The 24,135-nt window shown below is 68.1% G+C and carries 26 protein-coding genes; 19 read left to right on the top strand and 7 right to left on the bottom strand.

Annotation, left to right across the window (positions count from 1 at the left end; all coding sequences use genetic code 11):
• The 15 genes from LE190_RS05435 (at position 1) to LE190_RS05505 (ending at position 13,225) form a co-directional block, all read left to right on the top strand.
• Entirely contained in the window at positions 1–747 is a 747-nt protein-coding gene (locus tag LE190_RS05435; protein WP_225237726.1) for a glycosyltransferase family 2 protein, read from the top strand.
• The gene (locus LE190_RS05440) at positions 735–1,685 is read left to right on the top strand and encodes a lysophospholipid acyltransferase family protein (RefSeq protein ID WP_439847462.1); all 951 of its coding nucleotides are present in this window, start codon (positions 735–737) and stop codon (positions 1,683–1,685) included. Before LE190_RS05435 ends, LE190_RS05440 begins: the two co-directional genes overlap by 13 nt.
• Positions 1,672–3,231 (top strand): HAL/PAL/TAL family ammonia-lyase, encoded by a 1,560-nt coding sequence (locus LE190_RS05445; protein ID WP_225237727.1) that lies wholly within the window; start codon positions 1,672–1,674, stop codon positions 3,229–3,231. The genes LE190_RS05440 and LE190_RS05445 overlap by 14 nt, the downstream gene beginning before the upstream one ends.
• A complete protein-coding gene (locus LE190_RS05450; RefSeq protein WP_225237728.1) occupies positions 3,224–3,658 on the top strand; it encodes an acyl-CoA thioesterase in 435 nt (144 codons plus the stop codon). The genes LE190_RS05445 and LE190_RS05450 overlap by 8 nt, the downstream gene beginning before the upstream one ends.
• Positions 3,655–4,257, top strand: coding sequence for an outer membrane lipoprotein carrier protein LolA (locus LE190_RS05455; RefSeq protein ID WP_225237729.1), 603 nt, complete (start codon positions 3,655–3,657; stop codon positions 4,255–4,257). The genes LE190_RS05450 and LE190_RS05455 overlap by 4 nt, the downstream gene beginning before the upstream one ends.
• Positions 4,254–6,668 carry an MMPL family transporter gene (locus tag LE190_RS05460; RefSeq protein ID WP_225237730.1) on the top strand — a complete coding sequence of 805 codons (2,415 nt, stop codon included), beginning with the start codon at positions 4,254–4,256 and terminating at the stop codon, positions 6,666–6,668. Before LE190_RS05455 ends, LE190_RS05460 begins: the two co-directional genes overlap by 4 nt.
• Positions 6,646–7,215 (top strand): DUF3261 domain-containing protein, encoded by a 570-nt coding sequence (locus LE190_RS05465; protein WP_225237731.1) that lies wholly within the window; start codon positions 6,646–6,648, stop codon positions 7,213–7,215. The genes LE190_RS05460 and LE190_RS05465 overlap by 23 nt, the downstream gene beginning before the upstream one ends.
• A 7-nt stretch (positions 7,216–7,222) precedes the next feature.
• Positions 7,223–8,404 carry a beta-ketoacyl-ACP synthase gene (locus LE190_RS05470; RefSeq protein WP_225237732.1) on the top strand — a complete coding sequence of 394 codons (1,182 nt, stop codon included), beginning with the start codon at positions 7,223–7,225 and terminating at the stop codon, positions 8,402–8,404.
• Positions 8,401–8,874, top strand: coding sequence for a hotdog family protein (locus tag LE190_RS05475; RefSeq protein ID WP_225237733.1), 474 nt, complete (start codon positions 8,401–8,403; stop codon positions 8,872–8,874). The genes LE190_RS05470 and LE190_RS05475 overlap by 4 nt, the downstream gene beginning before the upstream one ends.
• Positions 8,871–9,605 (top strand): 3-oxoacyl-ACP reductase FabG, encoded by a 735-nt coding sequence (gene fabG, locus LE190_RS05480; RefSeq protein WP_225237734.1) that lies wholly within the window; start codon positions 8,871–8,873, stop codon positions 9,603–9,605. The genes LE190_RS05475 and fabG overlap by 4 nt, the downstream gene beginning before the upstream one ends.
• Positions 9,602–10,837: a beta-ketoacyl-ACP synthase gene (locus LE190_RS05485; protein ID WP_225237735.1), complete on the top strand. Its 1,236-nt coding sequence runs from the start codon at positions 9,602–9,604 to the stop codon at positions 10,835–10,837. The genes fabG and LE190_RS05485 overlap by 4 nt, the downstream gene beginning before the upstream one ends.
• Before the next feature lie 22 nt (positions 10,838–10,859).
• A complete protein-coding gene (locus LE190_RS05490) occupies positions 10,860–11,447 on the top strand; it encodes a hypothetical protein (protein ID WP_225237736.1) in 588 nt (195 codons plus the stop codon).
• Between the two features lie 44 nt (positions 11,448–11,491).
• A complete protein-coding gene (locus LE190_RS05495; protein ID WP_225237737.1) occupies positions 11,492–11,947 on the top strand; it encodes an excinuclease ATPase subunit in 456 nt (151 codons plus the stop codon).
• A 39-nt stretch (positions 11,948–11,986) separates the two neighbouring features.
• Positions 11,987–12,577: a 4'-phosphopantetheinyl transferase family protein gene (locus tag LE190_RS05500; RefSeq protein WP_225237738.1), complete on the top strand. Its 591-nt coding sequence runs from the start codon at positions 11,987–11,989 to the stop codon at positions 12,575–12,577.
• A 141-nt stretch (positions 12,578–12,718) separates the two neighbouring features.
• Positions 12,719–13,225: a DUF421 domain-containing protein gene (locus tag LE190_RS05505; protein WP_225237739.1), complete on the top strand. Its 507-nt coding sequence runs from the start codon at positions 12,719–12,721 to the stop codon at positions 13,223–13,225.
• A gap of 8 nt (positions 13,226–13,233) precedes the next feature.
• Here the strand turns inward: LE190_RS05505 and LE190_RS05510 are convergent, their stop codons facing one another.
• Positions 13,234–13,827, bottom strand: a complete 594-nt coding sequence (locus tag LE190_RS05510; protein WP_225237740.1) for a LuxR C-terminal-related transcriptional regulator — start codon at positions 13,825–13,827, stop codon at positions 13,234–13,236.
• Between the two features lie 114 nt (positions 13,828–13,941).
• Between LE190_RS05510 and LE190_RS05515 the strand changes: the two genes are divergently transcribed.
• Complete coding sequence (locus tag LE190_RS05515) at positions 13,942–14,640, top strand: CoA transferase subunit A (RefSeq protein ID WP_224948260.1); 699 nt, start codon at positions 13,942–13,944, stop codon at positions 14,638–14,640.
• Positions 14,641–14,660: 20 nt separating this feature from the next.
• Positions 14,661–15,311 (top strand): 3-oxoacid CoA-transferase subunit B, encoded by a 651-nt coding sequence (locus LE190_RS05520; protein WP_225237741.1) that lies wholly within the window; start codon positions 14,661–14,663, stop codon positions 15,309–15,311.
• Between the two features lie 130 nt (positions 15,312–15,441).
• On the opposite strand, the gene LE190_RS05525 is transcribed toward LE190_RS05520, so the two are convergent.
• The 5 genes from LE190_RS05525 to LE190_RS05545 form a co-directional block, all read right to left on the bottom strand.
• Positions 15,442–16,713 (bottom strand): TonB family protein, encoded by a 1,272-nt coding sequence (locus LE190_RS05525; RefSeq protein ID WP_225237742.1) that lies wholly within the window; start codon positions 16,711–16,713, stop codon positions 15,442–15,444.
• On the bottom strand, positions 16,710–17,105 hold the full coding sequence (locus LE190_RS05530) for a BlaI/MecI/CopY family transcriptional regulator (protein WP_224948257.1): 396 nt from the start codon (positions 17,103–17,105) through the stop codon (positions 16,710–16,712). The genes LE190_RS05525 and LE190_RS05530 overlap by 4 nt, the downstream gene beginning before the upstream one ends.
• 113 nt (positions 17,106–17,218) lie before the next feature.
• Positions 17,219–18,169: a S41 family peptidase gene (locus tag LE190_RS05535; RefSeq protein ID WP_225237743.1), complete on the bottom strand. Its 951-nt coding sequence runs from the start codon at positions 18,167–18,169 to the stop codon at positions 17,219–17,221.
• A 185-nt stretch (positions 18,170–18,354) separates the two neighbouring features.
• Positions 18,355–19,656: a dicarboxylate/amino acid:cation symporter gene (locus LE190_RS05540; RefSeq protein WP_224948231.1), complete on the bottom strand. Its 1,302-nt coding sequence runs from the start codon at positions 19,654–19,656 to the stop codon at positions 18,355–18,357.
• Positions 19,657–19,776: 120 nt separating this feature from the next.
• Positions 19,777–21,063 carry a metal-dependent hydrolase family protein gene (locus LE190_RS05545; protein ID WP_225237744.1) on the bottom strand — a complete coding sequence of 429 codons (1,287 nt, stop codon included), beginning with the start codon at positions 21,061–21,063 and terminating at the stop codon, positions 19,777–19,779.
• 164 nt (positions 21,064–21,227) lie between these two features.
• Between LE190_RS05545 and LE190_RS05550 the strand changes: the two genes are divergently transcribed.
• Complete coding sequence (locus LE190_RS05550; RefSeq protein WP_225237745.1) at positions 21,228–22,277, top strand: sugar-transfer associated ATP-grasp domain-containing protein; 1,050 nt, start codon at positions 21,228–21,230, stop codon at positions 22,275–22,277.
• A 14-nt stretch (positions 22,278–22,291) separates the two neighbouring features.
• Here the strand turns inward: LE190_RS05550 and LE190_RS05555 are convergent, their stop codons facing one another.
• Positions 22,292–23,074: a 3-hydroxybutyrate dehydrogenase gene (locus LE190_RS05555; RefSeq protein ID WP_225237746.1), complete on the bottom strand. Its 783-nt coding sequence runs from the start codon at positions 23,072–23,074 to the stop codon at positions 22,292–22,294.
• Between the two features lie 126 nt (positions 23,075–23,200).
• Between LE190_RS05555 and LE190_RS05560 the strand changes: the two genes are divergently transcribed.
• On the top strand, positions 23,201–24,121 hold the full coding sequence (locus LE190_RS05560; protein WP_224948233.1) for an alpha/beta fold hydrolase: 921 nt from the start codon (positions 23,201–23,203) through the stop codon (positions 24,119–24,121).
• Positions 24,122–24,135: the final 14 nt, after the last annotated feature.

A 24,135-nucleotide genomic window follows, 5' to 3' on the forward strand; every position in this document is an offset into this window, starting at 1 on the left:
ATGACTGTGTTCCACCCCTGCGTGGTGATCCCGGTGTACAACCACGAGCATGCGATCGGCAAGGTCGTGGCCCAGGTGCTCGGCCACGACCTGCCCTGCATCCTGGTCGACGACGGCAGCAGCGCCGCCTGCGCCGCGGCGCTGGACGCGCTCGTCGCCGCCCACCCGGGCCGGGTGGTGCTGGAACGCCATGCCCATAACCAGGGCAAGGGCGGGGCGGTGCTGACGGGCTTTCGCCGTGCACGGCAGGAAGGCTACAGCCACGTCCTGCAGGTGGACGCCGACGGCCAGCACAAGGTGGCCGACATCCCGCGCTTCCTGGCGGCGGCGCGCGCCCAGCCCGGTGCGGTGGTGGCCGGCTGTCCGGTATACGACGAATCGGTGCCGGCGCTGCGCCTGTACGCGCGCTACCTGACCCACGTCTGGGTCTGGATCAATACCCTGTCGCTGGCGATCCGCGATTCGATGTGCGGCTTCCGCGTCTATCCGGTCGCGCCGGTGCTGGCGCTGGCGGCGCGCCGCCGGCTCGGCCTGCGCATGAACTTCGACATCGAGATCCTGGTGCGCCTGTACTGGGATGGGCTGCGGGTGGTCAACCTGCCGACGGCGGTCGGCTACCCCGAGGACGGCGTGTCGCACTTCAAGGCCTGGACCGACAACGTCCTGATCACGCGCCTGCACGTGGCGCTGTTCTTCGGCATGCTGCCGCGCATCCCGATGCTGCTGGTGCGTTCATGGCGCGGATGAACGCCGCGCCCGAGGCGCGCCACTGGGCGGCCATCAACGAGGCCAGCTTCGTGGCCGGCATGCGCCTGCTGTTCTGGGTGTGCCGGGTGTTCGGCCGCTGGCCCTTCCGCCTGTTGCTGGTGCCGGTGCTGTTCTGGTACGTGCTGGCCCAGCCACGCGCGCGTCGCGTCTCGAACGACTATCTGCGGCGCGTCGGCGCCCGCACCGGCCTGCTCGGCGTGCTGCGCCACTTCGGCGCATTCGCCGAGGCGATCCTTGACAAGATGCTGCTGTGGGGTGGCCTGTTCGACTGGTCGCGCGTGCGCGTGCTTGGTGCCGAGCCGCTGCTGCAGCGCATCCGCGAAGGCAAGGGGGCGCTGCTGGTCTGCTCCCACCTGGGCAACCTGGACCTGAGCCGCGCGCTGTCGCTGGAGGTGCCGGGCTTGAGGATCACGGTGCTGGTGCATACCCGCCATGCCCAGGCCTTCAATACGATGCTGGCCCGGCTCGATCCGCGCAGCCAGCTGAACCTGATGCAGGTGACCGACATCAACCCGGCCACGGCCATGCAGCTGTCCGAGCGCATCGGGCGCGGCGAGTTCGTCGTCATCGCCGGCGACCGGGTGCCGGTATCGCACAGCCCGCGCGTGGCGCTCGCGCCCTTCCTGGGCGAGCCGGCCGCCTTCCCGGTCGGCCCCTACGTGATGGCCTCGGTGCTGGGCTGCCCGCTGTACGCGATGTTCGCGACGCGCCAGGGCTCCGGCTACGAGATCCACTTCGAGCGTTTGCGCGAATCGGTCAGCCTGCCGCGGCGCGGGCGCGAGGCCGCGCTCGCCGAACTGGCGGGCGACTACGCCGCCCGCCTCGAATACCACGCCCGGCGCGCGCCGCTGGAGTGGTTCAACTTCTACGATTTTTGGCATCACCCTGAACCGGAACCAGCCCATGCAGCTCACTGACCTGACCACTTCCGCGCGCAGCGTGCGCTTCGACCGCGAGCGCCTCGCCCTGGAAGACATCGTCGCCATCGCGCGCGGCGCGGCGCGCCCGGTGCTGTCCGACGACCCGGCCTTTCGCGCCGCCATCGCGAAAGGCGCCGACTTCCTCGACCGCCTGCTGCGCGAGGACGGCACCATCTATGGCGTGACCACCGGCTACGGCGACTCGTGCACGGTGGCGGTGCCGCTCGAGCTGGTAGCGGAGCTGCCGCACCACCTTTACACCTACCATGGCTGCGGCCTGGGCACCTACCTCGACCCGGGGCAGACCCGCGCCGTGATGGCCGCGCGCCTGGCTTCGCTGTCGAAAGGCTTCTCGGGCGTGAGCGTCGGCCTGCTGGAACAGATCGTGCGCCTGTTCGACGCCGGCCTGCTGCCCCTGATCCCGAGCGAAGGCTCGGTCGGGGCCAGCGGCGACCTCACCCCGCTGTCCTACCTGGCCGCCGTGCTGTGCGGCGAACGTGAAGTGCTGCGCGACGGCGTGCCCGTGCCGGCCGCCCAGGCCCTGCGGGAAGCCGGCATTGCGCCGCTGCGCCTGCGCCCGAAGGAGGGCCTGGCGATCATGAACGGCACCGCCGTCATGACCGGCCTGGCTTGCCTGGCCTACGACCGCGCCGCCTACCTGGCGCGCCTGGCGACCCGCATCACGGCGCTGGCGTCCTTCGCCCTGGACGGCAACGACCACCATTTCGACGAGACCCTGTTCTCGGTCAAGCCGCACGCCGGCATGCAGGGCGTGGCGGCCTGGCTGCGCCAGGACCTGGAATACGCCGGCCAGCTCGAGCGCAACGGCAAGCGCCTGCAGGACCGCTACTCGATCCGCTGCGCGCCGCACGTGATCGGGGTGCTGGCCGATGCCTTGCCCTTCTTCCGCGACTGCATCGAGAACGAACTGAACAGCGCCAACGACAATCCGATCATCGACGCCGAGGGCGAGCGTGTGCTGCACGGCGGCCACTTCTACGGCGGCCACATCGCCTTCGCCATGGACGGCATGAAGAACGCGGTGGCCAACATCGCCGACCTGCTGGACCGCCAGATGGCGCTGCTGGTGGACGGCCGCTACAACGCGGGCCTGCCGGCCAACCTGTCCGGCATGACGGGGGCGCGCGCGCCGATCAGCCATGGCCTGAAGGCCTTGCAGATCAGCGCCTCGGCCTGGACCGCGGAAGCGCTGAAGCTGACCATGCCAGCCTCGGTGTTCTCGCGCTCGACCGAGTGCCACAACCAGGACAAGGTGAGCATGGGCACGATCGCCGCGCGTGACTGCCTGCGCGTGCTGGAACTGTGCGAACAGGTGGCCGCGGCGCTCCTGATCACGGTGCGCCAGGGCGCCTGGCTGCGCCAGCGCGTCGATCCGGACAAGGCCCTCCCGGCGCCGCTGGCACGCATGCTGGCCCTGCTGGGCGAGGACGTCGCTCCGGTCGAGGAAGACCGCCGGCTCGACCCGGACCTGAAGCTGCTGCTGGGCCGCATCCGCGACCAGGCCTGGAGCCTGTATGCGTAAGCAGAAGGCGCCCAGCCGCTGGTGGGCGGAGACCGAGGTGCAGGTGCAGTTCTTCGACCTCGATCCGATGGAGATCGTCTGGCACGGCAACTACGTCAAGTACCTCGAGATCGCGCGCTGCGCCCTGCTCGACAAGATCGGCTACAACTATGGCCAGATGCGCGCATCCGGCTACATGTGGCCGATCATCGAGATGAACCTGCGCTACGCCGCGCCGGCCAGCTTCGGCCAGCGCCTGCTGCTGCGCGCCGAGATCGTGGAGTGGGAGAACCGCCTGCGTATCGACTATACCGTCAGCGACGCCGCTACCGGCCGGCGTCTGAACCGCGCCACCAGCACCCAGGTAGCGGTCGACCTGAAGACCGGCGAGATGTGCTTCGCCTCGCCACCCATCCTGTTCGACAAGCTCGGAGTTCCCGCACCATGAAACGCATCCTGTCCACCTTCGTGTTCCTGTGCGCCGCGGCCGGCGCGCAGGCCGCCGCTCCGGTGGCCCAGATCCAGGCCATGCTGGCCAAGCCCGCCCAGCTGTGCGGACGCTTCGAGCAGACCAAGCAGCTGGCGGGAATGAAGAAAGCCCTGAACTCCAGCGGGCGCTTCTGCGTCGTGGCCGGCAAGGGCGTGCTGTGGCGAACCCTGAAGCCCTTTCCGAATACGCTGCGCCTGAAGCCCGACGAAATCGTCCACATGCAGGGCGAACGGGTGGCGATGCGCCTGGATGCAAGCCAGGAACCGACCGTGCGCATGATCAACGGCGTGCTGTTCTCGCTGCTGGGCGGCGACCTGGGCCAGCTGGAAAACCTGTTCGAGGTCGACGGCAGCGTCAGCGGCGATACCTGGAAGGTCGCGCTCAAGGCGCGCAACGCGGCGGTGGCGCGCGCGGTCGGCGCCATCTCGCTCGAGGGCGGCGCCTATGTGCGCAGCATCCGCATGCTGGACGCGGGCGGCGACCGCACCGAGATCGGCTTCAGTGAACTCAAGACCGGTCCGCAGGCGATCCTGCCGGAAGAGGCGGCCCTGCTGTGAGCTTCCAGCGCCGCCTGGCCCTGGCCTGGGCCTTCGTCGTCTGCCTGCTGCTGGGCCACAATGCCTGGCTGTGGCTGGGCCAGCGCGTCGCGCCCGACACCGACATCCTGGCCCTGCTGCCGGCCGAGCAGCGCGACCCGGTGCTGCAGCAGTCCTTCACCCACATGGTCGACAGCGCCCAGCAGCGCGTGGTGGTGCTGGTCGGCGCCACGCAGTGGGATGAAGCGCAGCGCGCGGCGCAGGCCTTCCGCGCTGCGCTGGCGCCGCACGCGGGCGTCCTGAAGCCGGACGCGGCAAGCGACGAAGCCCAGGCCAGCTGGCTGGCCAGCCTGCAGCCGCATGCGACCCTGTTGATGGGTGCGGAGCAGGAGCGCGCGCTGCGCAGAGAAGCGCCGCGCGCCTGGGTCGATGCGGCCATGGGGCGCCTGTACAGCGCCTTTTCCGGTCCCAAGCTGGGCGCCTTCCGCGACGATCCCTTTGGCCTGTTCGCGGGCTGGGCCCAGGAGCGGGCAGGGGAGACGCCGGTGCGCCCGCGCGACGGCGAGCTGTTCGTGGCCGGCGCAGGCCGCGAGTATGTGCTGCTGACCTATACGCTGGCACAGCCGGCCTTTTCGCTGGCCGCCCAGCAGGCGGCGGTGCCGCTGCTGGACGTAGCCACCGTGGCGGCCCAGCGCACCGTACCGGCGGCCGACATCGTCAAGGCCGGCGTGGTGCTGCACGCGGCCGCGGCCGGTGCCCAGGCCAGCCGCGAGATCCATACCATCGGGGTTGGCTCCCTGCTCGGCATCGTGCTGCTGACCTGGCTGACCTTCCGCTCGGTGAAACCGGTCGCGCTCACCGTGCTGGCGATCGGCATCGGCTTTCTCGGTGCGCTCTCGCTGTGCTGGCTGCTGTTCGGCCGCATCCATCTGCTCACGCTCGTATTCGGCGCCAGCCTGATCGGGGTGGCCCAGGACTACGGCATCTACTTCCTGTGCCACCGCCTGGGCGCCGACCCGGCGCTCGATTCGCCGCGCCTGCTGCGCCGCCTGCTGCCGGGCCTGGGCCTGACCCTGCTGGCCGCCGTGATCGGCTACATGGGCCTGGCGCTGACCCCGTTCCCTGGCCTGCGCCACATGGCCGTGTTCTCCGGCCTCGGCCTGGTGTTCGCCTGGCTGACCGTGGTGTGCTGGTTCCCGGCGCTGGTGCACGGCCACACGCTGCGCGCCGGGCCGCTGGCGCGCGGCTACCGCGGCATCATCAAGCACTGGCCGCGGGTGGGCGCTAGCCTACTGCCGCTGCTGACCGTGGCCCTGCTGGGCGTCCTGGCGGTGCTGGGTGCGAGCCGCCTGCAGGTCAACGACGACATCCGCTCGCTGCAATCCTCGCCGCCCGAACTGGTGCGCGACCAGATCAAGCTGGGCAAGCTGCTCGACGCGCCCAGCCCGGTGCAGTATTACCTGGTGCGCGGCGCCACGGCCGAACAGGTCTTGCAGCGCGAAGAAGCGCTCAAGCGCCGCCTCGACGCGCTGGTGGCAAGCCGTGACATCGCCGGCTACCAGGCCCTGTCGAACTGGGTGCCCTCGCGCCAGACCCAGACTGCGCGCCTGAAGCTGGTCGAGGACAAACTCCTGGCAGCGGGTGGTCCGCTCGACACCCTGGCGCGCGAACTGGGCGAGGACGCCGGCTGGTACGCCGACACCGCGGCCCACCTGCGCAGCACGGCCGCGCCGATGGAACTCGCGGCCTTCCTGCGCACGCCGGCGGCCGAACCCTGGCGCCACCTGTGGATCGGCGACGTGGCGGACGCAGGGGGCCAACAAGTCGCCAGCATCGTCGCCCTGCGCGGCCTGCGCTACGCTGCGCTGCCGGCGCTGGCGCGCGCCGCCGACGGCCTGGATGGGGTGCAGTGGGTTGACAAGGTGGGCGGCATCTCGGAGCTGCTCGGCCGCTACCGCGCCTACATGGGCTGGGTGGTGCTGGGCGCCTATGCCCTGGTGTTCGCCGTACTGCTGCCGCGCTACCGCGGCCGCACCTGGCGCGTGCTGGCCCCGACCGCGGCTGCCAGCCTCCTGAGCCTGGCGCTGCTGGGCTTCGCCGGCCAGAGCCTGCAGCTGTTCCACGTGCTGGCGCTGATGCTGCTGCTGGGCGTCGGCGTCGACTACGGCATCTTCCTGCAGGAGCAGGGCAGGGATGGCAGAGAGGGCGAGGAGGGCGAGGAGGGCGAGGAGGGCAATGCGGCGCCCTGGCTGGCAGTGGGCCTGTCCGCGGCCAGCACCATCCTGTCCTTCGGCCTGCTCGGCCTGAGCGGCACGCCGGCCCTGCGTGCCTTCGGTCTCACCATGCTGGCGGGGATCACCCTGGTCTGGCTGCTTGCCCCCTGTTTCACCGTCGCCAAGGAGGAAACCGATGCTTCGCCCGTCCTGGCTTGAACGCGCCCTTGTCCGCGCCGGCGTATTCGGCGCCGCGCTGCTGCTCGCGGCCTGCGCCGCCACGCCGCCCGCGCCGGCCAGGCTGGGCCTGCGCCTGGCCCCGGCCGCGCTGGGCGCGAACATCAGTGTGCAGCAGCACCTGACCGTCGAGCGCGAAGGCAAGACCAATGACCTCGACGCCGCGCTCGAAGTCGATGCCGAGCGCCTCAGCCTGGTCGGCCTGGCGCTCGGCATGCGCGTGCTCAGTCTCGATTTCGACGGCCGCGAGCTGGCGGAATGGCGGCATCCGATGCTGCCCAGCCAGGTGCGCGCGGCCGACGTGCTGGAAGACCTGCAGCTGACCCTGTGGCCGGTGGAGGCGATCGCCGCCGCGCTGCCGCCCGGCTGGCAGGTCGAGGACCATGAGCAGGGGCTGCGCCGCACGCTGCGCCGCGAGGGCGAGCTGGTCGCCACCATCACCTACAGCGGCACGCCGCGCTGGCAGGGCAGGGCGGTGCTGGACAACCTGCGCTACAAGTACCGGCTGACCGTGGTGTCGGCAGAATGAGGATGGCATGCTGTACCTGAATGAATGCGCACTCGTGTGCGCCCTGGGCGAGGACCTGGCGACGATCCGCCAGCGCCTGCTGGTGGAGGCCAGGAGCGGGCTGGAGGTCTCGGATGCCTGCTCGCCCGGCCGTGCGCTGCCGCTCGGCCGCGTGACGGCTGCGCTGCCCGCGCTAGGCCACCTGCCGCTGCCGCTGCGCAGCCGCAACAACGCGCTCGCGCTGGCCGCACTCATGCAGATCCGCCCTGGCGTGGACGCCGCCATCGCCCGCCACGGCGCGCACCGGGTCGGCATCGTGCTCGGCACCAGCACCTCGGGCGTGGGCGAGACCGAAAGCGCGATCGCGGCGCGCGAGGCCGGCGGCGCGCTGCCGCCAGGCTTCCACTACGGCCAGCAGGAGATGGGCTCCTGCGCCGACCTGCTGGCGCGCGAGCTGGGCGTCTCCGGCCCCGCCTATGTCCACTCGAGCGCCTGCTCCTCGAGCGCGAAGGCGCTGGCCAGCGCCGCGCGGCTGATCCGCATGGGCTTGTGCGACGCGGTCGTGACGGGCGGCGTCGATACCCTGTGCGGCTTCACCGTGGCGGGGTTTGGCGCCCTCGAATCGGTGAGCGGCACGCGCTGCCATCCGCTGGGCGAAGGACGCAACGGGATCAACATCGGCGAGGGCGCGGCCCTGTTCCTGATGAGCCGCGAGCCGGCCGCCGTGGCCCTGTGTGGCTGGGGCGAATCGTCCGATGGGCACCACATGTCGGCGCCCGATCCGGAAGGCGGAGGCGCGCGCATCGCCATGCGCGAAGCGCTGGCGCGCGCCGGCATCGCGCCGGGAGATGTCGACTACCTCAACCTGCACGGCACCGCGACGGTGCAGAACGACGCGATGGAGTCGCGCGCCGTCGAGGCCCTGTTCGGGCACGCGCTCGCGGTAAGCTCGACCAAGCCGTTCACCGGCCACACCCTGGGCGCCGCCGGCGCGATCGAAGCCGCCTTCTGCTGGCTGGCAATGCAGGACGATAACCCGGAAGGCCTGCTGCCGCCGCACCTGTGGAACGGAGCGCCCGATCCGGCGCTGCCCGCCCTGAACGTGGCGGCGCCCGGCGCGCGCCTGGGCCGGCCGATCCGCTATGCGCTCAGCAATTCCTTCGCCTTCGGCGGCTCGAATGCCAGCCTGGTGCTCGGGAGGACCCGGTGAGCGCGGTCGACATCCGCGCGCTGGTGCCGCATGGCGGCGCGATGTCGCTGCTCGGGCGCTTCCTGGAAGCGGATGAGGAAAGCCTGGCGGCCGAAGTGCGCATCGGACCGGACAGCATGTTCTGCGTCGACGGCGCGGTCGGCGCCTGGGTCGGCGTCGAGTACATGGCACAAGCAGTGGCAGCCCATGCCGGCTGGTGCGCACGCCGGCGCGACGAACCCGTGCGGGTCGGCTTCCTGCTCGGCAGCCGCAAGTATGCCTGCGGCGTCGCGGCCTTCCCGGTGGGCAGCCGCCTGCGCATCGAGGTGCGGCGCGCGCTGCAGGGCGAGAACGGCCTTGGCGCTTTCGATTGCCGCATCCTGGACGCGGACGCGGACGCAGACGCGGACGGGAACGCGCTGGCCAGCGCCACCATCACCGTGTTCCAGCCAAACAATGTAGAAGAGTTTTTGCAACGGAGTCCAGAATGAGTAGTATCCAGAAGAGCGTGCTGGTGACGGGGTCGTCGCGCGGCATCGGCAAGGCCATCGCACTGCGGCTCGCGCGCGACGGCTACGAGGTGGTCGTGCACTGCCGCAGCCGGCGCGAGGAGGCCGACACGGTCGCCGCCCAGATCGTCGCGGCGGGCGGCGCGGCGCGCGTGCTGCAGTTCGACATCGGCGCGCGCGAGACCGCGGCCGAGGCCCTGGCGGCCGACATCGAGGCGCACGGCTGCTATTACGGCGTGGTGTGCAATGCCGGCGTGGCGCGCGATACCGCCTTCCCGGCCATGACGGGCGAGGAGTGGGACCAGGTACTGGGCACCAACCTGGACGGCTTCTTCAACGTCCTCAACCCGCTCGTCATGCCCATGGTCCAGCGCAGGAAGCCGGGCCGCATCGTGACCATGGCCTCGGTCTCGGGCCTGATCGGCAACCGCGGCCAGGTCAACTACAGCGCGGCCAAGGCCGGCATCATCGGCGCCACCAAGGCACTGGCGCTGGAACTGGCCAAGCGCGAGATCACCGTAAACTGCGTCGCGCCCGGCCTGATCGAGACCGAGATGCTGGCCGAGGTGCCGCTGGACGAGGCCCTGAAGCTGGTGCCGGCGCGCCGCGTCGGCCGTCCGGAAGAAGTGGCGGCCGCGGTCAGCTACCTGATGTCCGAGGATGCGGCTTACGTGACGCGCCAGGTACTGTCGGTCAACGGAGGCCTGGCATGACGCAGCAGAACAAGCGCCGCGTGGTGGTGACCGGCATGGCCGGCATCAGCCCCTTGGGCAACGACTGGCCCACGATCCGTGCCCGCCTGGGCGAATACCGCAATGCCATCGTGCGCATGGAGGACTGGGCCGGCTACGAAGGCCTGAACACCCAGCTGGGCGCCCCGGCCGCGCCTTTCGAGCTGCCACGCCGCTACGACCGCAAGTCGACCCGCAGCATGGGCCGCGTGGCCCTGCTGGCGACCCGCGCCACCGAACTGGCGTTGGAAGACGCCGGTCTGCTCGCGCATCCGCTGCTCACAAGCGGGCAGATGGGCGTCTCCTTTGGCTCCTCGGCCGGCACCCCGAGCGCGATCGGCGACTTCGGCCGCATGATCGAGGAGCGCACCACGCGCGGCATCAACGCGACCACCTACATCAAGATGATGGCGCATACGGCGCCGGTCAACATCGGGGTGTTCTTCGGCCTGACCGGGCGCGTGATCACCACGTCCTCGGCCTGCACCTCGGGCAGCCAGGGCATCGGCTACGCGTTCGAAGCGATCCAGAGCGGCAGGCAACTGGCGATGGTCGCCGGCGGCGCGGAGGAACTGTGCGCCACCGAGGCCGCCGTGTTCGACACCCTGTTTGCCACCAGTACCCGCAACGACAGGCCCTGCGCCACGCCGTCGCCGTTCGACGCCGGGCGCGACGGCCTGGTGATCGGCGAAGGCGCCGGCTGCCTGATCCTCGAGGAGCGCGAGCACGCGCTGGCGCGCGGCGCCACCGTGTATGCGGAACTGGTCGGCTTCGGCACCAACAGCGATGGCACCCACGTGACCCAGCCGAACGCGGCCACGATGCGCAAGGCGATGGAATTGGCGCTCGACGATGCCGGCCTGGCGCCGGATGCGATCGGCTACGTCAACGCGCACGGCACCGCGACCCAGCAGGGCGACCTGGCGGAAAGCCAGGCCACCAGTGCGCTGTTCGGCAGCCGCATGCCGATCAGTTCCCTGAAGAGCTACATGGGCCACACCCTGGGCGCCTGCGGCGCGCTGGAAGCCTGGATCAGCATCGAGATGATGCGCGAAGGCTGGTTCGCGCCGACCCTGAACCTTGACACGGTCGATCCGGCCTGCGGGGAGCTCGATTACATCCGCGGCGAAGGCCGCCGGATCGACTGCGAGTACGTCATGACCAACAATTTTGCGTTCGGCGGCATCAATACGTCGCTGATTTTCAAGCGGTAACCATCCATCTACAGGAGACTAGATGAACAAGCAACGCCGTGCACTACTGGCGGTTTCAGTGGCCCTTACGCTGCCGCTGATGACCGCCTGCGCAACCAGGATCAAGGCATCCGATGCCCAGAATCCGGCGCCGCGGGAGGCCTTTTCGGCCTATGGCCGTATCGTGCTGAAACCAGTCAGCTTCGCGCCAGGACAGAATGGCGATGCCGGGGCGCTCGCCAAGATCGCGGGCAACCTGGAGAAGAACCTGCACGAGCCGATGCAGCAGTGGAACAGGGCGCGCGACAACGGCCGCACCCTGACGATCGAACCTGTCGTGGAACAGATGTCATTCAAGAGCAGCACCAAGCGCGTCCTGCTCGGCCCCCTGGCCGGCAGTTCCGGCGTGCTGATGCGCGTGACCTTCCGTGACCAGGCCGGCAATATCATCGCGAGGCCCGAGTTCTTCCAGCGCGCGAATGCGATGAGCGGGGCATTTACACTTGGCGTCCAGGACAACCTGATGCTGACCCGTGTCACGAAGCTTGCAAGCGACTATATCATTGCGAATTACACGCAGGCGGTCGGTGGACCGACAGGCGCCGACGACGCGGCTATCGCAAGCAAGTAATCAACAACCCAACACGTATCTCCCACTAGTCGAGGAATAAAAACATGAACAAAACACTCCTGAACGCCGCCGTTACCGTCTCGTTCGCCGCTGCCGCCATCGCCGCTACCGCCCCGGCCCAGGCGCGCGACACCAAGCTGATGCTGCCGCTGGCCGCCGCCATGGCCGACAACGACGCCCAGAACCGCCTGGGCGACAGCGTCAAGTTCTACTTCGGCACCCAGAAGACGCCGAAGATCGCGCAGAAGCTCTCCACCGACCAGACCAGCCAGAAGACCAATTCCTTCGGCAAGACCGCAGAGAAGGCCTGCAACTGGGCCTTCCTGTCGGCCATGCTGCGCCTGCAGGCGCGCGCCAAGGAACTGGGCGCCGACGCGGTGGTGAACATCGTGAGCAATTACAAGAACGTCGAGATGTCGAGCGAAACCGAATTCGAGTGCCACGACGGCGCAATGATGACCGGCGTCGCGCTCAAGGGCGATTTCGTCAAGTTCAAGTAAACCTCAGGGACGCCCGTGGAAGCTGCAACCGGCACGCTCGTGTGGCTTGCCGATATCGCGCACCTCCCGGACGCGCGCCTGGCGGATTTTGCCCGCTGGCTCAGCGCGTCCGAGCGGGAGCGCCATGCACGCTTTGTCCGGGAAGAACGGCGGCGCCAGTTTCTCGTGGGCAGGGCCTTGCTGCGCTTGGCGCTGGGCCGGCTGCTCGGCATGGCGCCGGACCGGGTCGTCCTGGCGGAACGGCCGGGCCAGGCCCCGGCGCTCGCCGATCCGCCCGATGCGCGCATCGGATTCAGTATCTCGCACAGCGGACCACTGGTCGCCTGCGCCGCCAGTACCGTTACCCGGGTCGGCCTCGATGTCGAGCGTATCGATCCTGCGCGCGACGTGCTCGCGCTGGCCGGGCAGGTATTCGCGCGCGCCGACCTTGCCCGGCTGCGCGCCTGCGGCGGCAGCGCGCGAACGGCGCTGTTCTACCGCCTGTGGTGCCTGCACGAGGCGCGCGTCAAGCTCGCTTGCGACAGTGACGCCGACTATTCCTTCGTCCATGAGGGCGTCGAAGTGGCGCTCTGCTGCGAACGGCCCCTGGCGGCGGCGCCAACGCCGCTCCTGGTCGACCTCGCCGCCTGAGCGCAGCCCCCGTTCCGCAATGACGCCGGTGGCGCGCCGTCACGCCGGGATGGATGAGCCCTGCGCCCGCCGACGCGGGCAACTGCTTAAATAGCTCCTGTGAGCGTGCCGAGCCACGGTTCGCCCCGGCAGGAGAAGCCCATGATAGAGAGAATTGCCCAGCCTGACTGGGTTGCCATGTTCGCAGTAAACACGCCGCTCGCCGAACTGGCCGTACGTGCCTCGGTACTGTACGCGGTGATCCTGGTGCTGATGCGCCTGATGCCGCGCCGCACCGGGGGAGAGCTGGCGACGATCGACCTGATTTTCCTGCTCCTGATCGCCGGCGCGGCGTCGAATGCCTTCGGCGCCTACGAATCGGTGACCGAAGGACTGATCCTGATCGCCGTACTGGTATTCTGGGACTATGTCCTGAACGCTGCGAGCTACCGCTTCCGCTTCATCGAACGCCTGGTGTCGGCACCGCCGATTCCGGTGGTTCGCGATGGGAAATTATTGCGGCGAAATATGCGGCGAGAATTCCTGACCGAGGATGAGCTTATGAGTTCGCTTCGGCAGCAGGAGATCACCAGCCTGGACGAGGTCAAGATCGCCTACATCGAAGGCGAGGGTGCGATTAGCGTGGTGCGGCGTGGTTCCCGGCACTGAGGCCCCGTTCAACGGGCGCCGACCAGCTTGTTGACCAGTTCGGACGATGTCGCAGCGGAAAACTTGCGCATCAGGCTGGCCCGGTGCATTTCCACCGTGCGCGGGCTGAGGTCCATTTCGCGTGCGATGATCTTGCTGGTCTTGCCGTCCACCAGCAGCGCGGCGATCTCCCGCTCGCGCGGGGTGAGTTCGGCCGACACCGGCCGCCGCTCGCTCAGGTCCTCGAAGGTCCACACGCCAGCGCCCAGCGGCTGGCCCGGGTCGAGCGCGCGGCCGGTCACGTGGCACCAGAACAGTTCGCCAGTGGCGCGGCGCATGATGCGCTCGTCGGAATAGCGGCCGCGGGCGTTCATGATCGGGACGATGCGGTCGCCGGTACGCAGGAATTCGTCCATGGTCGGGTACAGCACGCTGAACGAGCGGCCGTTCAGTTCGCCCTGCGCATAGCCGAACATCGCTGCCAGCGCCCCGTTGCCGGACTGGATGATGCGGTTCGACGAGACGCACATGCCGACCGGCGCATGCTGGAATATCATCTCGAAGTCGATGGCGCCGGCCGGCTCTGCCTGGTGCATCTGGTCTGGGGCGACTGCTCGGTGCATGAACGCGCTTACCCGTATTTCTACGGTATTGTTATTTGGTATAGCGTATTTTATGCTGAGAATCACCTCTGAAGTACAGAAGAGCGTTTCGCTTAACCGATAAAAGGGACAGGTATGAACAAAGTGTATCCTGATGCGAAGTCGGCCCTGGCCGGCATCGTGGCAGATGGCCAGACCATCGCCGTAGGCGGCTTCGGCCTGTGCGGCATTCCGGAGGCGCTGATCGCGGCGCTGCGCGATTCCGGCGTCAAGAACCTGACGGCGATTTCGAACAATGCGGGCGTGGACGGTTTCGGCCTGGGCCAGCTGCTGGAAACCCGCCAGATCAAGAAGATGATCTCGTCCTACGTCGGTGAGAACAAGGAGTTCGCGCGCCAGTTCCTGGCCGGCGAACTCGAACTCGAGTTCACCCCGCAGGGCACGCTGGCCGAGAAGCTGCGCGCCGGCGGCGCCGGTATCCCGGCCTTCTTCACCAAGACCGGCTACGGCACCATCGTCGCCGAAGGCAAGGAAACCCGCGAGTTCGATGGCGAGCACTACGTGATGGAGCGCGCGCTGCTGCCGGACGTCTCGCTGGTGAAGGCATGGAAGGCCGACAAGGCCGGCAACCTCCTGTTCCGCAAGACGGCGCGCAACTTCAACCCGAACGTGGCCACTGCCGGCAAGATCTGCGTGGTGGAAGTCGAGGAACTGGTCGAGATCGGCGAGATCGATCCGGACCAGGTGCATACCCCGAGCATCTTCGTGCACCGCATCGTCCACAACCCGACGCCGGAAAAGCGCATCGAGCAGCGCACCGTGCGCGCCAACTAAGAACACACCGGAGACAGAACATGGCATGGACTCGTGATGAAATGGCCGCGCGCGCGGCGCAGGAACTGCAGGACGGTTTCTATGTGAACCTGGGCATCGGCCTGCCGACCCTGGTGGCGAACTACGTTCCGAACGATATGGAGGTGTTCCTGCAGTCGGAGAACGGCCTGCTGGGCATCGGCCCCTTCCCGACGGAAGAAGAAGTGGATGCCGACCTGATCAACGCGGGCAAGCAGACCGTGACGGCGCTGCCGGGCGCCGCCTACTTCAGCTCGGCCGACTCCTTCGGCATGATCCGCGGCGGCAAGATCAACCTGGCGATCCTGGGCGCGATGCAGGTGTCCGAACGGGGCGACCTGGCCAACTGGATGATTCCTGGCAAGATGGTCAAGGGCATGGGCGGCGCGATGGACCTGGTGGCCGGCGTCAAGCGCGTGGTCGTGGTGATGGAGCACGTCGCCACCGCCAAGGACGGCTCGACCTCGCACAAGATCCTGCCGAAGTGCGACCTGCCGCTCACCGGCGTGGGCGTGGTGGACCGCATCATAACCGACCTGGGCGTCATCGACGTGCTTGAGACCGGCCTGAAGCTGGTGGAACTGGCGCCCGGCGTGGGCGTCGAGCAGGTGCTGGCGGCGACCGGCTGCGAACTGGACGTCTCGGCGGTCTGAACGAACACGCGCGGGGGACTGCATTCCGGTCCCGCGCTCCGGCCTGCGGGCCCGCACGCTTGTGCGGGCCTTTTTTTGCGCAGTCAACCGGGCCAGTGGGCGCCCCACTGCTCCCGGCTTCGGGCCAGGCTCAGTCCATGGTCCAGACGTACTGCACGGCGGTCCAGGCCTCGACCGGCTGGCCCTTGGCGCTGGCCGGCTTGAACATGCATTTCGCCAGTGCTTCGCGGGCCGCTTCGTCGAGCGGACGGTGGCCCGAGGAGCGGGTCACTTTCGCTTCTTTCACGGCGCCGTCCGTGGCCACCAGGAAGGCGAGGGAGACGGTGCCGGTGTGTTTCTGGGCCAGCGATTCGGCCGGATATTCGGGGCGCTGGCAGCTCCTGAAATCGGCAACCGCCGCCACGTCGGGATCCGCGGCGCTTGCCGGCGGGGCGGCATGGACGAAGGCTGCGGCCCCCATGGCCAATCCCAGGATGGGCAGGGCTGCCTTCCAGTTCAATGCCTCCTTCATCGATGGTGAATCAGGGCGAATCAAGCGTTTGATGCGTGACATGAGATCTCCTCCGTTGGCCGCCTGGGCCAGGTGGTGGGTTGCGAACTGGCGTTTCTCCAGTTCGGAAAGGGCCAGGGCCAGGCGCCGCGGTTCGCCCAGTACCCTTGCCGCGACATCGTCGGCGATCCGTTCCCGTTCGACGCGGATGCGTCCCGAGATCCACCAGACCGCCGGGTGGTAGAAGAACAGTGTCTCGACCACGTTCTGGCCGAGGTTGACGAGGTAATCGTGGCGCCGGATGTGCGCCAGTTCGTGGGCCAGCAGCGCCTCCAGCAAGGGCGCCGGCATGCCGGAAACGAGGGCCGCCGGTACCAGGACCACCGGACGCCACCAGCCTGCCGTGACCGGGCTGCCGAGGCCTTGCACGATGCGCAGGCGCAGCGCACGCCCAATGCCGAACTGCGCGGCCAGGCCGTCGAGGCGCGCCTGCCAGGCCGGATCCTGGCGCTCGTGGGCGGCGGCACGGCCGAGCCACAGCAGGCCGGCCACCAACCGCAGCGCCAGCGCCAGCGCACACACGGCCCAGGTGCCGACGATCGGGATCAGCTGGCCGGCGAACAGCGCGCCCCAGCCTGCGCCAGCCGGCGAACCGGCGACCAGCCCGGCGGCGAACAGCAGTACCGCGTCTTCCTGCGCGCCGCTGTGGCCGGGCAGGCGCAGCGCGAGCCCGAGGGCGGGCCAGGCCAGGCACATCGCCAGACCGGTGCAGGCGGCCAGGTAGCGCGCCTGCGGCCGGGCATTCCTCAGCACGATGAGCAGCAGCGCGGTGGCGCAGCCGATCAGCGCACCTTGCCACAGGAAGTGGACCAGGGTCCAGCCGATACTGGCGACGACGCCGGCGGCGCTCATTTCCCGTCTCCCGGCTTGTCCTCCTTGAGCAGTTCCTCGATTTCCTGCCGTTCCTTCTTCGAGATGCCGGTCTTCAGTGCCGCCAGCACCAGCGCCTTGGCCGAGCCGGCGAAGGCGCGCTGCATCAGGTCCTTCAGCAGATGGGTCTCGACCGAGTCCTGGGGATGGGCCGGGGCGTAGACATGCGAGCGTTCGCTCTCGTCGCGCGCCAAGAGGCCCTTGCCGTGCATGATCTGCATCAGGCGCAATACGGTGGCGTAGGTGACCTCGGGCTTGGTCTTCTGCATTTCCCGGTGCACCTGCTTGGCGGTGCCTGCGGCCATCGGCCACAGCACCTGCAGGAGTTCGAGTTCGGCCGGGGTCGGCTTGGGAGCATCGGGCTTGCGTGGCATGAGCGTCCTCATCAGGTGGTATATCCTGAGAGCTAGAATAGTCTGTCTAGACAGACTTGTCTACAACTTTTCGTACCGTGCGGGCGCGATGCGCAAGGCTGGCGGGCAGTGCGCTAGTGGGCGTGCGCGAGTGCCACCCTGGCGACAGCCAGCGCCGCGGGCAGGGCGTCGGCAGCCGGCACCGCCAGGTCGGGCAGCACGCCTGTGCCGAAGTCGGTCTTCGACACGGCATTCACGGTGCTGATGGTGGCGACGTGGGCGACCAGGTGCGGCGTGACCGGTTTGCCAAAGGCGCCATGGCTGCCGCCCCGTGTCTTCTCGCCGACAATCGTGGCGCGCTTCAGTTGCTGCATGGTATAGGCAAAGTTCTCCGCCGCCGAGAAGGTCTCCTTGCCGACCAGGATGTAGACCGGCTTGCGGCTGCCGAAGCGCTTGGCCGCCTGGGCCGGCCTGGTCCAGCTTTCGGTGCTGGTGCCCCGCTTCCGGTCGCTGCGGGTGAACAGGTGGATCGGCTCGTCGTCGAACAGGTAGCTGGCCAGCACCGGAATCAGTTCGGACGATCCGCCGGTGTTGCCGCGCAAGTCGAAGACCAGGGCCGCGGCGTCGGCTACCTCGCTCATGAGGCTGTCGACGAAGGCGCCGGCTTCGTCCGGCCTGGCAAAGCCGTCGAAGCGGATGAGTGCAATATTGCCCTCGAACCGTTGCAGGGGAGCGAAGTAGTAGTTGGCAGCGCGCAGCTGGGCGAGGCGCTCTTCCTCGCGACGCTCGAACGCGGCGGCATCGGCCGCCGGCGAGCCGGCCAGCTGGTCGTCTTCGTGGTACACGACCCCGGTGTGCGACTCCTTGCAAATCAGGTCGATATGCGCGCTCAACACCTTCGCCAGTTCGCGCGAGGAGGTGATGTCCTCGTACTCGCCGCGTTGCAGGCGCGAGCGCAGGTCACGCGCCATGCGCTGGCCGACTTCCGGATCGAAGTAGATCTTCTCGAACTGCGTGGCGATATCCTGGATTGCCTTGCTGCGCTCTTGTGGTGCGAGTCGGGCGTCGGGTGCGGCGACAGCCATGAGAGGGATCGTCAGGATTAGCGCGGCTGCCAATGTCGAGAATGTTTTCATGCCTGCTCCGGGTAGGTTTCGACGCCACATCCTAGCAAGCGCGATGCCGCGGGTCCATTCGCCATGCATGGCGCGCTTCGCAGGGGCGAAAAAAAACCGCATCGGAAGATGCGGTTTTTCGCGTGGAGCGGGATTCAGGCAGCGGCGCGCACCGGCGTCAGTTCCTTCTCGCCCTCGGCCGGCACGCGGCCATGCAGCACGGCGTCCATGCGTTCAGTGTCGAGTTCCTTTTCCCACTTCGACACCACCACCGTCGCCACGCCGTTGCCGATGAAGTTGGTCAGGGCACGCGCTTCGCTCATGAAGCGGTCGATGCCGAGGATCAGGGCCATGCCGGCCACCGGGATGGTCGGCACCACGGCCAGGGTCGCGGCCAGGGTGATAAAGCCGGCGCCGGTGATGCCCGATGCGCCCTTCGAGGTCAGCATCGCCACCGCCAGGATGGTCAATTCCTGCATCAGGGTCAGTTCGGTGTTGGTGGCCTGGGCCACGAACAGGGCCGCCATCGTCATGTAGATATTGGTGCCGTCCAGGTTGAACGAGTAGCCGGTCGGGACCACCAGGCCGACCACCGGCTTGGAGCAGCCGAGGCGCTCGAGTTTACGCATCAGGGCTGGCAGGGCGCTCTCCGAGGAGCTGGTGCCGAGCACGATCAGCAGTTCTTCCTTGATGTACTTGATGAAGCGGAAGATCGAGAAGCCGGTGTACTTCGCGATGGCGCCCAGCACCACGGCCACGAACAGGAAGCAGGTCAGGTAGAAGGAACCCATCAGCTTGGCCAGCGGCAGCAGCGAATCGAGACCGTATTTGCCGATGGTGAAGGCCATCGCGCCGAAGGCGCCGATCGGGGCGGCCTTCATGACGATGTTTACGACGCCGAAGATGGCGTGCGAGAAGTCTTCGATCATCTTGGTCACCGGGCGGCCGCGCTCGCCCATCATCGACAGCGAGAAGCCGAACAGCAGGGCGATCAGGAGCACCTGCAGGATGTCGCCCTTGGCGAAGGCATCCACGAAGGTGTTCGGGATGATGTTCATCACGAAGTCGATGGTGCTCTGGTCCTTGGCCTTCTCGGTGTACTTCGCGATCGAGGAGGCGTCCAGGTGGGCGACGTCGACGTTGAAGCCGGCGCCCGGTTTGAGCACGTTGGCGACCACCAGGCCGATGGCCAGCGCGAAGGTCGACACGACCTCGAAGTAGAGCAGGGCCTTGCCGCCGACGCGGCCGATCTTCTTCATGTCCTGCATGCCGGCGATGCCGGCAACGACGGTACAGAAGATCACTGGGGCGATGATCATCTTGATCAGTTTAATGAAGCCGTCTCCCAATGGCTTCATCTTCGCGCCCAGTTCAGGGTAGAACACCCCCAGCAGCACGCCGAGCGCAATCGCGATCAGCACCTGGACATACAGAATCTTGTAGAAAGGCTTTTTCATGGCAACTCTTCTCAGAGAAGTTTGTGGTGTTGCCATCTTGTCGGAAGCGGATCGCCTTATCTATTGTGGATATCCGCAGGCCTTATATCTGGTATGTGGCCGGGCAGGGGGGGGCGGCGCTCAGGGGCGCCGGAACACCTCGCCACCCTTCATCACGAAGCCTACCCGGGCGGCGGCCGCGATATCGGCGGTCGGGTCGCCGTCCACGGCCACCACGTCGGCCAGCATGCCGGGCTTGAGCGCGCCAAGGTCGCCGCGGCCGAGGATCCCGGCCGCCACCACGGTGGCCGCGCGCATCGCTTCCAGCGGCGTCATTCCCAACTTGACCAGCCAGGCCAGTTCGCGCGCATTGCTGCCGTGCGCGAACACGCCCACGTCGCTGCCGTTGCCGATGGTAACGCCCACCTTGCGCGCCAGTGCGAAGGCGCGCTGCGCCGCGTGCATCGCGGGCGTTGGCGGCCCGCCACGCACGTGCTTCTGGAAGTATTCGCCGGTCGCCTCCGGCGCCGTCAGGGTCGGGATGTAGGCGGTACCGCGCTCCTTCATCAGGCGGAAGGTCTGTTCCGAGGCGCCGTAGCCGTGCTCGATGGTGTCGGCGCCGGCCAGCACCGCCGTGCGGATCGCATCGTCGCTGCTGGCGTGCACGGCCACCTTGCGGCCGCTGACGTGGCTGGCCGCGACCATCGCCTTCATTTCCTCCATGCTGAAGGTGGGACGGGTGCTGCCGTCGATGCCGGTGCGGTAGTCGCCGTAGATCTTGATCCAGTCGGCGCCGCGTGCCGACTGCTCGCGCACCGCCCTGGTGACTTCATCGACGCCGGTGGCCGGTTGCGCGCCGTAGGGGATGGCGAGGTCGGGGCGGTAGCTGCGTTCGGCCGGCCCGTAGCTGTAGCTGGCCACGATCGCGCGGGTGGCCACCAGCAGGCGCGGACCAGGCGCCACCCCTTCGTCGATGGCGCGCCGGATGCCGACGTCGGCATAGTCCGCGCCTTCGGTGCCGAGGTCGCGCAGGGTGGTGAAGCCGGCCTGCAAGGTGCTTGCCGCGTGGCGGCCGGCCAGCATGATGCGGTAGGCCGGGGCCTCCTTCAGCACCTGGTCGTCCCAGCTCGCCTCGTTGTAGGGGTGGAGCAGGACGTGGGAGTGCAGGTCGATCATGCCGGGGATCAAGGTTTTACCCGGCAGGTCGATGCGCTCGGCGTCGGGCGGGACGCTCAGCTGCGCCGCCGGCCCGACCGCCGCGATGCGTCCCTGCGCGACCAGCACCGCCCAGCCGCGCTGGGGCTGGCCTTCGCCGGTCCAGACGCGCTCGGCTGTCAGGAGGACTGGATGGGCGGGAGCGGCGGCGTCGCTTGTGCCCGCGTAGAAGTTGAGGAGGGTTGCTGCCAGGATGCTGGACAGGATGCGCACGTCGGCTCACTTTTCTTGTCGAAAGCGCCATCATAAGCAACAACGTGTGCAATGAGAAGAACAGTGGCAGAACTATCGATCAGGCCGTTCGGGTTGATGGACATGTGCCGCTACACTCGGTTAGCATGGACTTATAAGTAACTAACAAGCCCAAGGAGACCAGCATGATGCGCCGTTTCGAACTTGCCCAGTTGCGCCGTCCACCCAATCGTTTGACCGCCGACGAATACGCGATGTACGGGCTGGCCGGCCGATCGTGGGCGGAGAAGGCGGAATTCCTGGGCGTGCAGTCGGGCACCGCGGTCAATTCGAACAACGAGGTGGAGTCGGTGGCGCTCACGCGCGACAAGCTGGTCACCTATGGAATCCTGAGCCTGCACGGCTTTCCCTTCCCCGCGATCCGGGCGGTGGGCCATGTGGCGCGCGGCTTTCCCGGCGCGGCTTCGCTGCCATCGGTGCAAGCTGTGGAAACCTACCTGGAACAGGAAGCGCAATTCCCGCTATTCATGAAGCCGATCGCCGGCAACGGCGGCGCCGGCTCGGTCTGGGTGAGCGGCTACGCGGATGGCATGCTGCGGCTACGCGACGGCAGGTCGATCGCGGTGGCCGACTACTTCAAGCGCTGGCTGTCGCGCGAAGGCATCCTGCTGCAGGCCGCGGCCAGGCCGCATCCCGAGATTGCGCGGCGCATCGGCCCCAGGCTCTCGACCGCCCGGGTGGTCGTGCTGGTCACCGAGCGTGGCCCGATCGTCCACCGGGCCGTGCTGCGCATCCCGGCCGGGAACAACATGATCGACAATTTCCGGCATGGCGCCACCGGCAACCTGCTCGGGGCCTTCGAAGTCGATAGCGGCGAAGTGTTCAACGCCATCGGCATGCGCCAGGGCCGGCCGGAACCGGTGGCGGCGCACCCCGATACAGGCGAGGCGCTGGTCGGCTGGACCGTACCCGACTGGCAGCAGGCGAAGGAGATCTGCCTGCGCGCCGCGCCGCTGTTTCCCGGCATCCGCTACCAGTCCTGGGACATCGCCTTCACGGAAGAGGGCCCGCAGACCATGGAAGTGAATTCGGGCGGCGACGTCGACGTGCTGCAGCTGGCGTCCGGACGCGGCATCGCCGACGCCACCTGGTGGGCGCTGCTGCGCGAACCAGCGCCGCGCAGCCTGCTGCGGCGCTGGTACATGCGCAGCGGTCCCTGGGCGCGGCATTCCTGAGCCGCCCCTGGCGCTTACTGGGCGGTCCAGCCGCCGTCCATGTTCCAGGCCACGCCACGCACCTGGTTGCCGGCCGGGCTGCAGAAGAATACGGCCAGCGCGCCCAGTTCCGCCGGGGTCACGAACTCGCCGGAGGGCTGCTTCTCCGCCAGCAGCGCCTTGCGCGCCGCGTCGTTGCTCAGGCCATCGCGCGCGGCGCGGTCGTCCACCTGTTTCTGCACCAGCGGGGTCAGCACCCAGCCCGGGCAGATCGCATTGCAGGTCACGCCGGTGGCGGCCAGTTCGAGCGCGGTCACCTTGGTGAAGCCGACCAGGCCATGCTTGGCGGCGACATAGGCCGACTTCCCGCTCGATCCGACCAGGCCGTGCACCGAAGCCAGGTTGATGATGCGTCCCCAGTTCTTCTGCTTCATGCCGGGCAGGGCCAGGCGCGTGGTGTGGAAGGCGGAGCTCAGGTTGATGGCGATGATCGCATCCCACTTCTCGGCCGGGAATTCGTCCACCGTGGCCACGTGCTGGATACCGGCGTTGTTGACCAGGATGTCGACGCCGCCGAAGCGCTCGGCCGCGAAGCGCATCATGGCCTCGATCTCGGCCGGCTTGCTCATGTCGGCGTTGTGGTAGGCGGTCTGCACGCCGAACTCGGCGCCGACGTCGGTGTACAGTTTTTCGATCTGCTGGGCGTCGCCGAAGCCGTTGAACACGATGTTGGCGCCCTGGTCGGCAAGCGCGCGGGCGATGCCCAGGCCGATGCCGGAAGTCGAGCCGGTGACGAGTGCGGTTTTACCACTGAGCATACTGGATGTCATTGCGTCCTCTGGTTTGGATAATCGGGTTCGGGTTGCTTCTCTAGAATTGGTAGAATTCTAATCGCAACGCCGATTAAAATGGTGCGTTGCGATGATGAAGTGAACAATATTGCCATGACCGGGAGCGGACGCAGGGTGGACGACAGCGAAGCGAGAGTGAACAGCGTGCAGTGCAGCTCGCCCGCCGGCCTGCATCGGATGGCCTACAAGGAGTGGGGCGACCCGCGCAATCCGCGCGTGCTGGTGTGCGTGCACGGCGTGACCCGCGTGTCCGACGACTTCGACCACCTGGCGCGCGCCTTGTGCGACACCTACCGCGTGGTCTGTCCCGACGTGGTCGGGCGCGGGCGTTCCGGCCGCCTGCGCGATCCGCGCTACTACACGGTACCGCAGTACGTGGCCGACATGGTGACCCTGATCGCGCGCGTCACGGCCGCCGCGCCGGATGGCGGCGAACCCGGCGTGCACTGGTTCGGCACCTCGATGGGTGGCCTGATCGGCATGGTCCTGGCCTCGCTCGACGATTCGCCGGTGCGCAAGCTGGTCCTGAACGACATCGGCCCGGTGCTCGACGGCGCCGCCATCGCCCGCATCGGCGAGTACATCGGCCAGGACATCCGCTTCCCCGACTTCGAGACCGGTGCCGCCTATGTGCGCGCGGTGTCGGCATCCTTCGGCCCGCATAGCGAGCAGGAATGGCACAAGCTGGCCAGCGACGTGCTGCGCCAGGACGCCGACGGCCAGTGGGTGCGCCACTACGACCTCGGCCTTGCCCAGCCTTTTCGCGCCATCACGCCGGATAGCGCCGCCGCCGACGAAGCGGCGCTGTGGGCGGCATGGGACGCGATACGCTGTCCGACCCTGCTGGTGCGCGGCGCCGAGTCCGACCTGCTGTCGCGCGCGACCGCGCTCGCCATGTGCGCGCGCGGGCCGAAGCCGCGCCTGGTCGAGTTTGCGGGCGTGGGACATGCCCCTACCTTCGTGCGGCCGGAGCAGATCGCGGCCGCACGCGAATTCCTCGTTGGCGCCGACTGAGCGCCACCTTCATT

The organism is Massilia hydrophila, from assembly GCF_020208145.1.
Taxonomy (GTDB): Bacteria; Pseudomonadota; Gammaproteobacteria; order Burkholderiales; family Burkholderiaceae_D; genus Telluria; species Telluria hydrophila.

Excerpts from the sequence above, each read along its gene's own strand:
- LE190_RS05435 (WP_225237726.1), top strand. The coding sequence starts at position 1 with ATGACTGTGTTCCACCCCTGCGTGGTGATCCCGGTGTACAACCACGAG.
- LE190_RS05440 (WP_439847462.1), top strand. The coding sequence starts at position 735 with ATGGCGCGGATGAACGCCGCGCCCGAGGCGCGCCACTGGGCGGCCATC.
- LE190_RS05445 (WP_225237727.1), top strand. The coding sequence starts at position 1,672 with ATGCAGCTCACTGACCTGACCACTTCCGCGCGCAGCGTGCGCTTCGAC.
- LE190_RS05450 (WP_225237728.1), top strand. The coding sequence starts at position 3,224 with ATGCGTAAGCAGAAGGCGCCCAGCCGCTGGTGGGCGGAGACCGAGGTG.
- LE190_RS05455 (WP_225237729.1), top strand. The coding sequence starts at position 3,655 with ATGAAACGCATCCTGTCCACCTTCGTGTTCCTGTGCGCCGCGGCCGGC.
- LE190_RS05465 (WP_225237731.1), top strand. The coding sequence starts at position 6,646 with ATGCTTCGCCCGTCCTGGCTTGAACGCGCCCTTGTCCGCGCCGGCGTA.
- LE190_RS05470 (WP_225237732.1), top strand. The coding sequence starts at position 7,223 with ATGCTGTACCTGAATGAATGCGCACTCGTGTGCGCCCTGGGCGAGGAC.
- fabG (WP_225237734.1), top strand. The coding sequence starts at position 8,871 with ATGAGTAGTATCCAGAAGAGCGTGCTGGTGACGGGGTCGTCGCGCGGC.
- LE190_RS05485 (WP_225237735.1), top strand. The coding sequence starts at position 9,602 with ATGACGCAGCAGAACAAGCGCCGCGTGGTGGTGACCGGCATGGCCGGC.
- LE190_RS05490 (WP_225237736.1), top strand. The coding sequence starts at position 10,860 with ATGAACAAGCAACGCCGTGCACTACTGGCGGTTTCAGTGGCCCTTACG.
- LE190_RS05495 (WP_225237737.1), top strand. The coding sequence starts at position 11,492 with ATGAACAAAACACTCCTGAACGCCGCCGTTACCGTCTCGTTCGCCGCT.
- LE190_RS05505 (WP_225237739.1), top strand. The coding sequence starts at position 12,719 with ATGATAGAGAGAATTGCCCAGCCTGACTGGGTTGCCATGTTCGCAGTA.
- LE190_RS05510 (WP_225237740.1), bottom strand. The coding sequence starts at position 13,827 with ATGCACCGAGCAGTCGCCCCAGACCAGATGCACCAGGCAGAGCCGGCC.
- LE190_RS05515 (WP_224948260.1), top strand. The coding sequence starts at position 13,942 with ATGAACAAAGTGTATCCTGATGCGAAGTCGGCCCTGGCCGGCATCGTG.
- LE190_RS05520 (WP_225237741.1), top strand. The coding sequence starts at position 14,661 with ATGGCATGGACTCGTGATGAAATGGCCGCGCGCGCGGCGCAGGAACTG.
- LE190_RS05525 (WP_225237742.1), bottom strand. The coding sequence starts at position 16,713 with ATGAGCGCCGCCGGCGTCGTCGCCAGTATCGGCTGGACCCTGGTCCAC.
- LE190_RS05530 (WP_224948257.1), bottom strand. The coding sequence starts at position 17,105 with ATGCCACGCAAGCCCGATGCTCCCAAGCCGACCCCGGCCGAACTCGAA.
- LE190_RS05535 (WP_225237743.1), bottom strand. The coding sequence starts at position 18,169 with ATGGCTGTCGCCGCACCCGACGCCCGACTCGCACCACAAGAGCGCAGC.
- LE190_RS05540 (WP_224948231.1), bottom strand. The coding sequence starts at position 19,656 with ATGAAAAAGCCTTTCTACAAGATTCTGTATGTCCAGGTGCTGATCGCG.
- LE190_RS05550 (WP_225237745.1), top strand. The coding sequence starts at position 21,228 with ATGATGCGCCGTTTCGAACTTGCCCAGTTGCGCCGTCCACCCAATCGT.
- LE190_RS05555 (WP_225237746.1), bottom strand. The coding sequence starts at position 23,074 with ATGCTCAGTGGTAAAACCGCACTCGTCACCGGCTCGACTTCCGGCATC.
- LE190_RS05560 (WP_224948233.1), top strand. The coding sequence starts at position 23,201 with ATGACCGGGAGCGGACGCAGGGTGGACGACAGCGAAGCGAGAGTGAAC.